The sequence below is a fragment of the Lacticaseibacillus jixiensis genome (genome assembly GCF_042847315.1).
Classification (GTDB): Bacteria; Bacillota; Bacilli; order Lactobacillales; family Lactobacillaceae; genus Lacticaseibacillus; species Lacticaseibacillus jixiensis.
The window spans coordinates 1-13,911 of record NZ_BAAFPR010000017.1; the positions used below are offsets into that span (position 1 = coordinate 1).

Consider the following 13,911-nt stretch of genomic DNA (forward strand, 5'->3'; position numbering starts at 1 on the left):
TGCCTTGGAACCAAACATTTACCGGTACCGCCCAATCGACCGTCGCTTAAAGCAAAGAGGTCCGCTTCCCTGAATCTGGGAACGGGCCTCTATTGATTTTCAAGACGGTCTGTTATTGGGTGCTTACAAAGTAAACACCTGCAATCAAAAAACCGACCAAAACCCAGCGCGTGGTTTTGGTCGGTTTTATGTTGGATCGCCTTGGCCTGCAGTTCACGAATCGCACAAGCTGAAATTTAGTCGACTTCGTCATAGCCTTCCAGCTGATCCAAGTTGATGTATAAAGTGTGTTTGACGCTTTGGACCTGCCCATCGCTTAAGCAATATTGCTCCAAATAATAAGGATGGTCCGTTTGGCCGATGTGCATCGGCAGCGGAAAGCCTGCTTTCTCAAGGCGTTCCAGGCCTTTCATATAAGTGGTTTCCACTGGCAGCATGCTTAACACATCCTTAGCCGCTTCGCTGACAGTGCCAACTGTTCCACTAGGCAAAGGCAGCTTCTCTAAGCCGGCTGGGGCTTTGGCGTCTTGCGGCAAGACGCTGCCGATCCAGTATTGAAATGCCCCATAAGGTGAGAAAATCAGCAAATACGTGCGGTTAGGCGCATCGGTTTGGGCGTCTAAGGCCTTGAAATAACCAGCATCTTCAAAAGCTTGCCAGCAGTTGTTAAACGTCCCCATTTGGTCGCTGTCTTCTGGCATATACACATGCCCGACGAAACTTTGCGCCGGTTGATCGATCAATTCAGTCATCTGTTTGTCCTTTCATCATGCAATTGAAAAGCCAGGCTAGGCCTGGCTTTTCGGGTATCGGGTCTACACCCGGTGGGAGAGTTGCAAGTACCGGTTGTACCACAAGTCGATGTATGCTTGAGAAAACGGGCCCTTGCCATGGTTGATCCAGTCAACTAAGACCTTCACGTTATCTTTAAGGATCCGGTCAGTGGTGGCCGGGTACTGCCATTTGCGGCGATGCGCCTCATACTCGTCGACATCTAACAGGCGCTTTTCCCCATCAGGGAACACCTTGACATCAAGGTCGTAATCGATGTATTTCACCGCTTCAAGATCCATGGTGAAGGGCGTGGCCAAGTTGCAATAGTACGACACACCGCCTTCTCTGATCATCGCAATGACGTTAAACCAATAATGCTTGTGAAAATAGATAATCGCCGGCTCGCGAGTCAACCACCGCCGGCCATCGCTTTCGGTCACTAAAGTGTGATCGTTACAACCGATCAATGCATCTTCGCTGGTTTTGAGGACCATCGTGTCTCGCCACGTGCGGTGCAGGCTACCATCGTGTTTGTAGCTCTGGATGGCGACAGAATCGCCTTCTTTGGGTATCCGCATATAAAACCAGCTTCCTATTGATCTGTACTCGCCCATTATACCAAAAGTCATCAGTCAGGCCAACTCGCGATTAACTGGCGGCGATCACCCGCAATTGATCACTCCTCAAACTCAGCCAACACCGCATCGATGGCATCCAGCTGGTAGCCTTTGCGATATAGGGCTTGCTTGACGCGATTGCGCCGTTCATAGCCTGAATATTGCCGCTTTTGGCGCCATTGTTTGGCGGCTTCTTGGCGCAGGCGGTCATTTTCTTGTTCGACGTCGGGAACAAGTGCAAGGCTTTCGACGACGGTATCGGCCACTGCAGGATCAAAGCCTTTTTGCATGACACTTTGTTTGATTTTCTGGATCAAGGTGAAGTATGGCTTGCGTTGATTCTGATTCGCCGCTTTCTTACCGGCACGCATCGCCGCGTCAAGCCATGCTTGGGCATCAACTTCAGCCAACGCCGCATCGATCAAGGCTTGGTTGACGCCTTTTTGGCGCAGTTTGGCTGCCACGACTGCTGGGCCTTTGTCAGACAAGGCCAAGTCATCGGCGACGAAACTCTGTGCGTATTGGGCATCATTGAGATAATGCAGGCGCTGCATCTGCGCAACAGCCGCTTGCACCACCGCTTCGGGAAACTGTTCACCGCGCAGCTTCTGCGCCACTTCATATTCAGTGTGTTGGGCGCGCGCCAGGTAATTCAAGGCCATGGTGTTGGCTGCGGCTTGCACCTCGGCGGCTTTGAGCGCGGCGACTTGTTGGGCATCCAGCGCCATGTCTTTGGTCAAGCGGAACTTAACGAGGGTGCTTTCGCTGATGGGAAAGGCATATTTTCCATCAAGAAACAAATTGAATCTTCCGGCGCGCTGTTGCGCCGTGATTTTCGTAATGATCGGCATCTGATGTTGTGCTATGCGCCGCAAAAGCTGCCGCCTAAAAGGCGTGAAGGCGCATATTTTTCCTTTCGTTGGTTTACGGCGTGTTGGTAGTGGCGCCGGCGAATATTCCAGCTTGTGTCTATTTCACAAAACAGCGCTGAGTCGCGAATTCACGACTGTGACGCTTTGCTCAGGCGGATTTTATCTCCGGCTATTCGTTTAAGTCCAAAGCTTTGGTGTGGTATACTAATTGCAATAAGCACAAGGGAGATCCGGGGATGTTTGAAGCTTACTTCTTTGACAAGCGAACCACCATGAATTACCGCGTGTATCGCGTTTTAAAAGCATTAGAAGCCAGCACGTTCACCGTCAACCGGCTCAGCCAAGAAGCACAATTGAGCTACTCACAGGCTTACAATGCGTTTCAAGATATTATGGCAGATCTGCAAGTCTTGCAACATACCCAAGTCGAAATCGCCGATGAAGACGCTTACCGCAAGTTGTCGCAAAACGTGACCGTCGATCAATACCGCTACCACTTGTTAACGCAAAGCATGTCATTTGCCTTCTTTGACTACTTATTCAAAGCTTGCGATCCGGATGTTCACACTTTCTGCAGCGAACATGACATCAGTATCTCTACTCTACGCCGGCGCGTGGATGCGTTCAAGAATTACCTGCAAACCAAAGGGGTCAGCTTAAACACCAGTTCTTGGGCCTTGGAAGGCAGCGAATTGCGGATCCGCATGGTGATCTTGAATTTCTTCATTCTCGGCTACCGCGGCGCCGGTTGGCCGCTGGATGACACCAACTATCAAGCCACCTTGTCTGAATACGGCCGCATCGCCAAGAAATATCCAGATCAATGGTTCACCATTCAACATCAATCCAAACAAGATCTCTTGGCGATTTGTGTGCAGCAGTTACGCATGCACCAAGGTCACTACCTGCCTCAAGAACAAGCCTTCACCCGCTTGACCCAAGCGCCTGGCATGCCGACTTTGCCGCCGGTGGTGCAAGCGCCGACGCCGCGGGATGCGGTGAACGAAAGCGGCTACTTCTATTTCTTGCGGATGCATTATTTGTCCTTAAGCACGGAACTGACGGCCACCGATCACTGGCTAATCACCCATTTTCAACAGCGTAATGACGAGATCACCGCTTTTGCTGACGGGTTATTAAACACCTTGTTGCAAGCCGCGCCAGCAGATGCTGCAGAAAGCGATCCGACTGCGCATGAATTGCTGCGCGCCAACTTGTACCGCATGAGCTATTCTTACTGGTTGTTCGGCGGTGATTTCTCACGGCGCATCGATTTCTATGATGACGATAAGCATGCCAGCACCTTTGGCAGGCTGCCTGCGCTCATCGATCAATATTTCGACCAGCTGCAAGGGCCAGTAGCAGTATTCATGCCTTATCGCACGATCATGAAGCGCGTGATCTATAGCGTCTTGCGCAGCGACTTTCCGGTGTTAGACGCGGATCATCAGCTGGCAGTGGCAGTGTTGATTGAACCAGGCACCTTCGCCTTGCGCGATGTCTTGCATTTCTTGGACGGGATCTCTTTTGTCCGCTTGACCACAGCCCATGAGCAAGCAGCCGTCGACGTCATCTTAACGACGCTCACGAGTCCTGAGTTGATCAATGAATATTATGGGCCAAGCCACCCGCCTGTCATCCAGTGGCAAGCCATGGCGGCAGAAGAAGATTATTACCGCTTGTATGCCCAACTGCTGCACCGTCATCAAGCCAAAATGGCTGCGGCAACCAAAGTTGACCATCCAGCATCATAACAACAAGGCCTGCTTTAACCACCGACGATCAGGTGGTTAAAGCAGGCCTTGTTGTTAATGAATCGGTTTGGCAATGTAGCCGCGGTAGTAACTAACCACTTCATAACCGCACACCGCAGCGATTAATAGGATCGTGACCCACAAGCTGTTGCTTTGCTTGACATACCACAACACCAAGATCAGCGCCACTAAGGCCATCATATAGATCCCTTGCAGCTTCTTATCGGTTTCGATCGAGAATGCGGCTTCAGGCGATTGAAACTTGATCGGCTTGGTTGCACATAAGCGGCCGACTTTATAAGTGACTTTGTCGTCACGCGTCACTTTCAAATCAAGATGCGAGCCTGGCAGCATATCATATTGCTTGCCGTTGACCCATACATTAGCCTTCATCCTGCGCGACGTGGCGTTTTGGTAATAGATCTTCATTGATATTTTCTCCTAATCTGTATTAGACCAAATCATTATACCATGTTTGCCCCACTCACCGTGCGACGTGTTATAGTTAGTACTGACAATTTGACAATGCCTCAGGAGGCCTCATGGAAGAAATCACTATCGGTCAGCGGTTCCCGCTGACGATCAAACGCCAAGATATCAACGGCAACGGAATCGGTTATTATAAGCGCAAGATCACCTTCGTTGTCGGCGCCTTGCCTGGCGAAGTCGTGGTGGCAGAAGTCACCGCAATTCATGAACGTTATTTAGAAGCGATCTGCCACCGCGTCAAGCAGCCATCCTCGCATCGCATCGACCCAGTTGATCCCAATTGGGGGATCGTTGGCGGGGTGGAGTTAGGCCATATGGATTATGGTGCGCAGTTGGTTTTCAAGCGCGACGTGATCAGCCAAGCCTTGGCCAAATACAAGCCCGCCGGCTGGCAACATTACAATGTCCGCGCCACAATCGGCGCCAAGCATCCCTTGCACTACCGCAACAAGGCCAGCTTTCAAGTGCGCATGCTGGATGGTCACGTCAAAGCTGGTTTATATGCGCCAAACTCGCATCGCTTGGTGCCGTTAACCGATTTTGCCACGCAGCGGCCGTTGACCATGCAAGTGATCAATCAACTGTGTACGATCTTAGAACAGGCGCAAGTGCCGATTTATGACGAAGCCGCCAATTCTGGGATCGTCAAAACGCTGGTCGTGCGCGAAACTTCGACTGGTGAGGTGCAAGTCACCTTCGTCACCCACACGCCGAAGTTCGTGCATGAAGCGGCTGTGCTGCGCGCCATTGCCAGCGACTTGCCTTGTGTTGTATCGGTTTCTCAAAACATCAACCCTGGCACCACCAGCATGATTTGGGGACCTGAAACCAAACTGTTAGCCGGCTCGCCTTATGTCACAGAAACCTTGTTGGGCCGCCAATTTCGCCTTTCACCTGAAGCCTTCTTACAACTTAATCCAGAACAAACCACGCGTTTGTACCAATTGGCCATCGACGCCTTGGCTTTGCAGCCGCATGAAACCTTGGTCGATGCTTATGCTGGGGTCGGAACGATCGGCTTAAGCTTGGCGCATTTGGCGCAAAGCGTGCGCGGCATGGAAACCATTCCCGCAGCCGTCGCAGACGCCAACGCCAACGCCGCGTTGAACCATATCAACAACGCCCGGTATGAAGTCGGCAGTGCCGAAACCGTTTTCCCTAAGTGGTTGGCGGAAGGCTTCAAACCCGATGCCGTCATTGTCGATCCGCCGCGCGCCGGCTTAGATCCCGCCTTCATCCAAGCGCTGCATGACGCGCGTCCCAAGCGCTTCGTGTATATCTCATGTAATCCGTCGACTTTGGCACGGGACTTGGTCGCCCTCAGCCGCGATTGGCGCGTTGATTATATCCAATCCATTGACATGTTCCCGCAAACGGCGCGCTGTGAAGCCGTCGTGAAATTCACCCGTAAATAATTGGAGGCAGCTGATGCATTTATATTTTGCCAATGCGTTGTTTTCTCGTGCTGATTACGACTTCAACGCCCGCTTAGTCCACCGCCTGCGCGCAGCGATTCCAACCTTAGACATCTACTTGCCTCAAGAAAATGCTGCGATCAACGACAAACACGCCTACGCGGATTCCACCATGATCGCCCAAGCCGATACCGCTGAAGTCTTGCGCTCGGATCTGATGATCGCCATCCTTGACGGTCCAGTGATCGACGCCGGCGTTGCGAGCGAAATCGGTGTCGCTTATGCCAAACACATCCCAGTGTTTGGGCTTTACACCGACAGCCGCCAACAAGGCGCAACCAACCCGCAAAAGCTCACCGCGCTGCAAACTGTGGCGGAGAATCAATTTCATTACCTCAATTTATATACTACCGGCTTGATCAAGCTTAACGGCGCCATTTACACCACCGAAGAAGCCTTGATCCAAGCGGTACAAAACCGCGTCGCTCAAGCGAAACAATGACGCAAAAGGCTGAGACATAAAGCGCTTTTAGCCAAACGCACAAGCGCCCAGATACCACGATTCTGCACTTTGAATCGCGGTATCTGGGCGTTTGTGTGACTTGGCGTTGCTTGATGTCTCGCGACTATGGGAATTATGTCTCATCCCCTTTTTTGCACATTATTTCTGGCGCGAATCATATGCGCGCTTGGACTTATAGCCGGCTTCAAACACCGTCACCATGGTCGCAATGTGTTTGCGCTTGGTGGCTTCTGAGGCGACGCCAAAGATAAAGCGTGCCCATTCCCGCTGATAGCCTGGGGTCAAATCGTTAAAGAATGCCTGCATGGCCGGTTGATCAACCAACAATTCGCTAACTGCCGGAATGTCTTTGGCATATTCTGCCAGCGGACGCATAGCCATCCCCTCCACCTCCTTTTGGCCCAGTATAACAAAAGCGCCTGGCGTAAACACCAGACGCTTGTGTCTATTTTATTGTTCACCGGCGTCTTCTAGCAATTGACGCAGCGGGATCAAACTTTGTGCAGAATACTTTGTCACGAATGCATCAACTGCAGCCGGGTCTTGGGTTTGCTTATCCAGTACCAATTGTTCCACCGGCAGCGGCCGCAAGTCGGAGATCTTCACATCGATCACTACCGGTCCGTCAGCCTTCAATGCCGCGGCAAAAGCATGCTTCAATTCTGCCAGGTTATGCACTTCAAAGCCTTGCGCGCCTAAAGCCGTGGCGGCGTCGCCATAATTGGCATCGATCAAGTCCACCCCTGAATGCGGCTGCTTGGTGTCGTCTTGTTCCGCTTCGATGAAGCCCAAGCTTTCATTGGTCAAGATGACATTGATGATCGGCATGTGGTATTTCACCTGAGTCAGAATGTCTTGCATCACCATGGCATAACCGCCGTCACCAGAAATCGACCATACCTGCCGGCTTGGATAAGCGGACTTGGCCCCGATCGCTGCTGGCAAGGCGTAACCCATTGTCGCATACCAGCCAGACGTGGTGAACTTCTGCTCTTGATCGGCCAACAAGTAGCGCATGCCGTTGATCGTCACATTCCCCACATCCACTTGGAAAATGGCGTTTGGCAAGGCAGCATCATTGATCGCCTTAAACACCGGCTCAACCCGCATTGGCGTCGAGTTGTCTTCGGCAAAACTGTTGATCCAATCCACCCAATTGGCTTTGTTGGCTAACGCAGCGCGATACCAAGGCGTTTCTGGCAGCTGATTGCCGCGCTGCAGCATCGCGTTGATCGTCTTTTTGGCATCGGCTAAAATCGCCACGTCCACATGATGGCGCCGGCCGAACTTGCTGGAGTCGATGTCGACTTGGATATATTTAGCCCCTGGCGCGATGAAATACGGCTGGAATGGGAAATCCGAGCCTAAGAACAATACCGCATCTGCTGCTCGCGCTGTTTCAACGCCAGGCTTTGATGCCACCCGCCCGGCTGAGCCCATGTTGCCTTTATAAGAATCCGGCACGATGCCTTTGGCCAAAGCCGTGACCACGATCGGCGCATGCAATTGTTCAGACAGCGCAATGACTTCATCTCGCGCCCCGCGTGCCCCTTGGCCAACGTACAAAATCGGATGCTTAGCCGCTTGCATAATGGCAATGGCCTTGTCCACCAATGCCAAGTCAGGTTCTGGCAGCAATGGCTTCTGATAAAGATCCGCGCTGGAAACATAATTATCTTCGATTTCCTGCCAGCCGAGGTCTTTAGGAATCGTGATCACCGCCACGCCTTTGTGCGCATATGCTTGACGGATCGCTTCGTCAACCACTGCCGGTAATTGCTCGGCAGTCATGGCCGTGCGGTTATATACTGAAACATCGGCGAACATCGGATTCTCGTTCATTTCTTGGAAATACGCGGTGTTCATTGCCGCAGTCGGCACTTGCCCCACCAAAGCCAATACCGGCACATGATCGTATTGGGCGTCATACAAGCCGTTAAGCAAATGCACTGCGCCAGGTCCAGCAGAACCGAACGTCACCCCGATGCGGCCGGTTGTTTTGGCTTCACCCACTGCCGCCAGCGCCCCGACTTCTTCATGGCGGACTTGAATATAATTCAACGTATCGCGCCGATTATACAGCGCGTTCATCGTCGAATCAAAGCTGCCCCCAGGCAACCCATAAATATTCTTCACGCCCCAACTTTCGATGACCTTCAACATTGCGTCTGCTGCATTGATCTTTGTCATGCTGTCGCCTCCATAACTTACTTAATATAAGTATCAACAACATTATTATAGCCTTTTACTTACAAAAAACAAGCGCTCAGCGATAAAAATTTTACCGCTTACATTGAGTTTACCACGCAATGCCCTAAACCGTTAGCCAAACCAAAAAGCTGCCCAACCAGCAGGGCCCACCGCCGCCAGACATTTCTGCAGCGTGAAGTCACAAAAACGGCGCTGCACCAGATGTGCAGCACCGTTTGAGTGCGCTTAACGCTTATTTAGCAGCTTGTAATTCTTTGATCCGCTCGTTAACGGCAAGCAGCTTAGCTTGGGCGTCTTGGAGCTTGGCTTTTTGTTCGTCAACAACGGCTTGTGGGGCCTTGGCTAAGAAGCCTTGGTTGCCTAATTTCTTCTCAAAGCGCGTGATTTCTTGATCGAGCTTCTTGCCGTCTTTATTCAGCTTGGCAATTTCTTCATCCAAGTCGATCAACTCAGCCAGCGGCACATAAATCGTCGCCCCATTGATCACCGCTGAAGCGGCTAAAGCAGGTGCGTCAAGTTCAGTGGCCACTTCATAATGCTTGGCATGCACGAAGCGATCGATGAATTCGAAGTTATCGGTGAACACCGGCTTCAAATCAGCATCTTGCAGCTTCACTTGAATGTCGATTGGGCTGGATAACGGTGCATTCACATCAGTGCGGATCCCGCGCACGGCCCGGATCAATTCAATGATCGCCTGCATCTGAGTGATTGCAGCATCGTTATCGTAGGCGGTGTCAACGGTTGGATAACTGGCCGTGACGATCGACTCGCCAATATGCGGCATCGTCAACCAGATCTTCTCAGTGACAAAAGGCATGATCGGATGCAACAAGCGCAACACGTTGTCTAAAACGAAGCGCAAGTTGACGCGCTTGGCTGCCTTGGCTGCTTCGTCGTCACCATACAGCACTTCCTTGGACATTTCGATGTACCAGTCAGCCAATTCGTTCCAGATGAAGTTGTACAAATCACGTTCAGCTTCCCCGAATTCGAACTTATCAAACTTCGCTGTCACACTGGCAATGGTTTGGTTCAACCGAGCAAAGATCCACTGATCAGACAAATCAAAAGTCTTTGGATCCGGCTTGGCATCGGCTTTGGTGTCGGCTAAATTCATCAACACAAACCGTGACATGTTCCAGATCTTATTGATGAAGTTCCAAGAAGCCCCAATCGCCTTCCAAGAAAAGCGCGTATCTTGACCAGGCGTTGAGCCATTGACCAAGAACCACCGCAGCGCATCGGCACCATACTTTTCAATGACATCCATGGGATCGATCCCATTGCCAAGGGACTTGGACATTTTGCGGCCTTGTTCGTCACGGATCAAGCCGTGGATCAAGGTATTCTTAAACGGCCGCTGGCCAGTGAATTCCAGGCCTTGGAAAATCATCCGCGCAACCCAGAATGGAATGATGTCATAACCGGTAACCAGCGTGTCAGTTGGATAATAGCGCTTGTAATCGGCAGCATCAGTGTCAGGCCAGCCCATGGTGGAGAATGGCCACAAAGCACTGGAGAACCAAGTGTCTAAGACATCAGGATCTTGTTCCCAGTTCTGTGCGTCTTCAGGCGCTTCCATGCCAACATACATTTCGCCGGTAGTCTTGTTATACCAAGCAGGGATGCGATGGCCCCACCACAGCTGACGGGAAATGACCCAGTCATGGATATTATTCATCCAGTTTAAGAACGTGTGCTCGAAGCGCTCTGGCACGAAGTTGACCTTGTTGTCAGTTGCTTGGTTTTTGATCGAAGCTTCAGCTAATGGCTTCATCTTCACGAACCATTGCGTGGACAAACGGGCTTCAACTTGGACGCCGGTACGTTCAGAGTGGCCAACTGAGTGGACGATCGGGTCGATTTTGATCAAGTCCCCGCTGGCTTGCAGATCCTTGACTAAGTTGTCGCGGCATTCAAAGCGATCTTGGCCTTGATACTTGCCGGCATTCTCATTCATGGTACCGTCGTCGTTCATGCAGTTGATGCGCGCCAAATTGTGGCGGTTGCCGACTTGGAAGTCGTTAGGGTCATGCGCTGGCGTGATCTTAACGGCCCCAGTCCCAAATTTAGGATCAGCGTGTTCATCAGCGATGATCGGGATCTCGCGCCCAACGCCTGGCACGATGACGGTTTTGCCAATGACGTCTTGATAACGCGGGTCATGGGCGTTAACCGCAACCGCAGTATCACCAAACATGGTTTCTGGCCGCGTGGTGGCAATTTCAATGCCGCCTGGGGTCCCGTCAGCGTATTTATAGATTAAGTGATAGAACGCACCTTTGTCATCTTCGTGAATGACTTCGATATCAGATAACGCCGTGCGCGCTTGCGGATCCCAGTTGACAATATATTCGCCACGATAGATCAAGCCCTTGTTGTATAAATCAACGAAGACTTTGCGCACCGCTTTGGATAAGCCGTCATCTAAGGTAAAGCGTTCCCGAGAATAGTCCAAAGACAAGCCCATCTTGCCCCATTGGGTCTTGATGGTAGACGCAAATTCGTCTTTCCATTCCCAGACTTTCTCCACAAACTTCTCGCGGCCTAAGTCATAGCGCGTGATGCCTTCTTTGCGCAGCTTGGCTTCGACTTTAGCTTGAGTGGCGATCCCAGCGTGATCCATCCCTGGCAGCCACAAGGTATCAAAGCCTTGCATCCGCTTTTGACGAATGATCATATCTTGCAGCGTCGTGTCCCAGGCGTGGCCTAAATGCAGCTTGCCAGTGACATTCGGCGGCGGGATAACGATACTATACGGTTTGGCGGATTTGTCGCCAGAAGGCTTGAATACGCCTTGTTCCAGCCACTTATCATAGCGGCCGGCTTCGACTTCTTTCGGGTCGAATTTAGGGGCTAATTCTTCTGTCATAGTTGATCTCCTTAATCGATTTGCTCGGTCAAACAAAAAAAACTCGCCCTAAATAATTAGGACGAGTTGACTCGCGGTACCACCTAAATTGAGGCATTGCCTCCACTTAAATGCAGATAACGGACTGGATCCGGCCGCCTCTACTGATTTCAAGGTGACAGCTCGCAAGCTACACGCATAAGTTGATCACCGGCTCACACCTGCCGCCGGCTCGCTGAAGATCGTCCTTATACGCCTCTTGTTCAACGCGTTACCCGCATTATAGCCGACGCTTCGCGATTCGTCAACGTCAGCGGCGCTCTTTTTGATGGGCCACATATAAGAGGCTTTGCAGCTCTGAGGTCAAGTCGATGTAGCGGATCGTTGTGGTTGGCTTGCAAGCCACCGGCATCGGCGCAAAAGTCATGATCGCATTGATCCCTGCGTCTTCCAACACCGGTACTACCGCCTTTTGTGACGCACTTGGGACAGCCACAATAGCAGTGCGCACCCCGTGAGGCAAATGCTTGGTTAAATCGGCAAAAGGATACACCGGCACGCCTGCGACCATCGTATCGACCTTGGCAGGATCTTGATCAAAGGCCATGACAATGTTGAGATCCGGGTTGCGCCGGAAATTATTCTGTACCAATGCCGCGCCTAAACCGCCAACGCCGACTAGAATGATATCTTCAGGCGATTCCACTTGCAGCAATTGTCCGAATTCCTCAACCAGCGTGGCCACGCTGTAGCCGTAACCGCTTTTGCCGAGTTCTCCGAAGCTTGAGAAATCTCTTCTGATCGTTGCCGACGGAATATGGATCATTTCACCGAGTTTATCAGAGCGGACTCGTCTGATCCCTTGTTCTTGCATCTGCTGCGCTGCCCGGTAATAAAGCGGGATGCGTCTGATCGTCGCTTTAGAAACCTTCGTTCTTGCGTCGAGCATGTTCGCCACCTCCAAGTGCGTTCACTGATTCACATAACCAGTTTAGCACTGGTTTTGTGAATATTCAAACATAAAATCGCTTACACCTCAACGCTGACGCGATGCGTAAAAATTGGTAAGGGACCTTATCGTGTTCACAATTGAAACGTTGCGCAATAACAGCACAGCCGTCTATGATTGGGCGCTGTTGCCAGCCCTTAAATCGACCATATTCCGTGCCTTGCTTGGTCATGTGCCGAATCCGTCAATCGCCAAATCAGATCATGTTTGCTTAGCGGTCAATCAGTGCTTGACAGGCCTCGTCATGATCCAGTTTGGTACTTGTTGAATTTATTTGTGTATCAAATCACACCAAATTGTCGAAGCAACCCCAAGCGCAAATACTGGTACCGAGCTGCTCTTATTAGCGCAAGTCAGAATCGGCTGTTGCACTGTCAAACAGGCATTCTCCAGTAGCTGCGGCACGAGATCTGACAATCACGACGTAAATGCGTGGCGTTTTCTTTCCTCTACCAGCATCGAAATCAAGAAAAATCAAACATAATGCTTGCTTATTCGCACACTGTTTAGTATGATTTGTAACGGTTTTGCCATAATAATTTTTATCAGTGAGGATCGCAGAATCGTTCCTCCTGATTATATCAATGGTGGAGGAAAATCTGGATGGGACAATCAACAATTAAACAACTGGGCACGCTGCTGGCAGCCGCCGGTATGGTGCTGGCTTTAGCTGCGTGTGGCACCGATAACGCCAAAGACAGTACCAGCGCGTCAACCACAAGCGCCAAGGCAGCATCAAAAAAAGCGCAAGCCCAGGCGGAATCAAAACGTCAGGCCAAGCAACAGGCTAAAGCAGCCGCCAGTTCTAAAGCTGCGGCAAGTTCTAAGGCCGCTGCTAGTTCCAAGGCGGCTGCCAGTTCCCAAGCCGCTGCTAGTTCCAGTGCTGCGGCAAGCTCACGTGCCGCAGCACTCAAGCCATTGACCACAGCTGCCGCGGTGGCGATCTTTAACGCTCACGCTAAGGAATTAATGGATGGTGAAGCGATCGCTTATGCCACGGCCAAAGAAGCGCAAAATGCCACCGGCAAGCCTGGTGAGCGTGGTTGGCTGGTACTTTACGTCATTGGCGCAGAAGATGGCGATGGCAATCGCGCTGTTGATAAATATGCCCAGCCCAAGCAACAAGGCAACAGCATCAACTTGAGCTTCTTCGCCAGTTCTGGCGGCTCTCGTTTCTCTGTAGACTTCAATCCACTGCCGAACAATCAGGTGCAGGTGGTGACTGCGATGGGCGATGCGTTCACCCCACCTGACCAATGGGAGCATGACAGCTATACCTATTCGCGATAGCATCTGCTTGTTTGGTGCGTGGCGATGCAGCATACATTTAATATCAGATATCATACATCCAGGCCGCTAATTTTCTGAATGTCGCACCTTGCAGTTCTGCCAA

Annotated in this window: 12 protein-coding genes and 1 other annotated feature; of the genes, 4 read left to right on the plus strand and 8 right to left on the minus strand. The window is 51.3% G+C overall.

Going from position 1 to position 13,911, the window contains the following annotated elements:
- Positions 1–236: 236 nt before the first annotated feature.
- The 3 genes from ACGG90_RS10495 to recX form a co-directional block, all read right to left on the minus strand.
- A complete protein-coding gene (locus ACGG90_RS10495) occupies positions 237–752 on the minus strand; it encodes a hypothetical protein (protein WP_390409211.1) in 516 nt (171 codons plus the stop codon).
- A 63-nt stretch (positions 753–815) separates the two neighbouring features.
- The gene (gene ntdP, locus ACGG90_RS10500) at positions 816–1,352 is read right to left on the minus strand and encodes a nucleoside tri-diphosphate phosphatase (protein WP_390409212.1); all 537 of its coding nucleotides are present in this window, start codon (positions 1,350–1,352) and stop codon (positions 816–818) included.
- A gap of 98 nt (positions 1,353–1,450) precedes the next feature.
- Complete coding sequence (gene recX, locus ACGG90_RS10505) at positions 1,451–2,242, minus strand: recombination regulator RecX (protein WP_390409327.1); 792 nt, start codon at positions 2,240–2,242, stop codon at positions 1,451–1,453.
- Between the two features lie 257 nt (positions 2,243–2,499).
- Between recX and ACGG90_RS10510 the strand changes: the two genes are divergently transcribed.
- Positions 2,500–4,017, plus strand: coding sequence for a helix-turn-helix domain-containing protein (locus tag ACGG90_RS10510; RefSeq protein ID WP_390409214.1), 1,518 nt, complete (start codon positions 2,500–2,502; stop codon positions 4,015–4,017).
- 54 nt (positions 4,018–4,071) lie between these two features.
- Here the strand turns inward: ACGG90_RS10510 and ACGG90_RS10515 are convergent, their stop codons facing one another.
- Complete coding sequence (locus ACGG90_RS10515; protein ID WP_390409215.1) at positions 4,072–4,446, minus strand: hypothetical protein; 375 nt, start codon at positions 4,444–4,446, stop codon at positions 4,072–4,074.
- 113 nt (positions 4,447–4,559) lie between these two features.
- On the opposite strand from ACGG90_RS10515, the gene rlmD reads away from it, so the two are divergent.
- Together rlmD and ACGG90_RS10525 are read left to right on the plus strand one after the other, a co-directional pair.
- A complete protein-coding gene (gene rlmD, locus ACGG90_RS10520; protein WP_390409217.1) occupies positions 4,560–5,921 on the plus strand; it encodes a 23S rRNA (uracil(1939)-C(5))-methyltransferase RlmD in 1,362 nt (453 codons plus the stop codon).
- A gap of 13 nt (positions 5,922–5,934) precedes the next feature.
- Positions 5,935–6,423 (plus strand): nucleoside 2-deoxyribosyltransferase, encoded by a 489-nt coding sequence (locus tag ACGG90_RS10525; RefSeq protein ID WP_390409218.1) that lies wholly within the window; start codon positions 5,935–5,937, stop codon positions 6,421–6,423.
- A gap of 159 nt (positions 6,424–6,582) precedes the next feature.
- On the opposite strand, the gene ACGG90_RS10530 is transcribed toward ACGG90_RS10525, so the two are convergent.
- The 4 genes from ACGG90_RS10530 to ACGG90_RS10545 form a co-directional block, all read right to left on the minus strand.
- Entirely contained in the window at positions 6,583–6,825 is a 243-nt protein-coding gene (locus ACGG90_RS10530; RefSeq protein ID WP_390409219.1) for a YdeI/OmpD-associated family protein, read from the minus strand.
- A gap of 69 nt (positions 6,826–6,894) precedes the next feature.
- The gene (gene spxB / locus ACGG90_RS10535; RefSeq protein WP_390409221.1) at positions 6,895–8,634 is read right to left on the minus strand and encodes a pyruvate oxidase; all 1,740 of its coding nucleotides are present in this window, start codon (positions 8,632–8,634) and stop codon (positions 6,895–6,897) included.
- A 253-nt stretch (positions 8,635–8,887) separates the two neighbouring features.
- On the minus strand, positions 8,888–11,530 hold the full coding sequence (locus ACGG90_RS10540) for a valine--tRNA ligase (protein ID WP_390409223.1): 2,643 nt from the start codon (positions 11,528–11,530) through the stop codon (positions 8,888–8,890).
- Positions 11,531–11,584: 54 nt separating this feature from the next.
- Positions 11,585–11,785, minus strand: a binding site (T-box leader).
- A gap of 34 nt (positions 11,786–11,819) precedes the next feature.
- A complete protein-coding gene (locus tag ACGG90_RS10545) occupies positions 11,820–12,458 on the minus strand; it encodes a redox-sensing transcriptional repressor Rex (RefSeq protein WP_390409225.1) in 639 nt (212 codons plus the stop codon).
- Between the two features lie 663 nt (positions 12,459–13,121).
- Between ACGG90_RS10545 and ACGG90_RS10550 the strand changes: the two genes are divergently transcribed.
- Positions 13,122–13,808, plus strand: coding sequence for a hypothetical protein (locus tag ACGG90_RS10550; protein WP_390409227.1), 687 nt, complete (start codon positions 13,122–13,124; stop codon positions 13,806–13,808).
- Positions 13,809–13,911 lie beyond the last annotated feature (103 nt).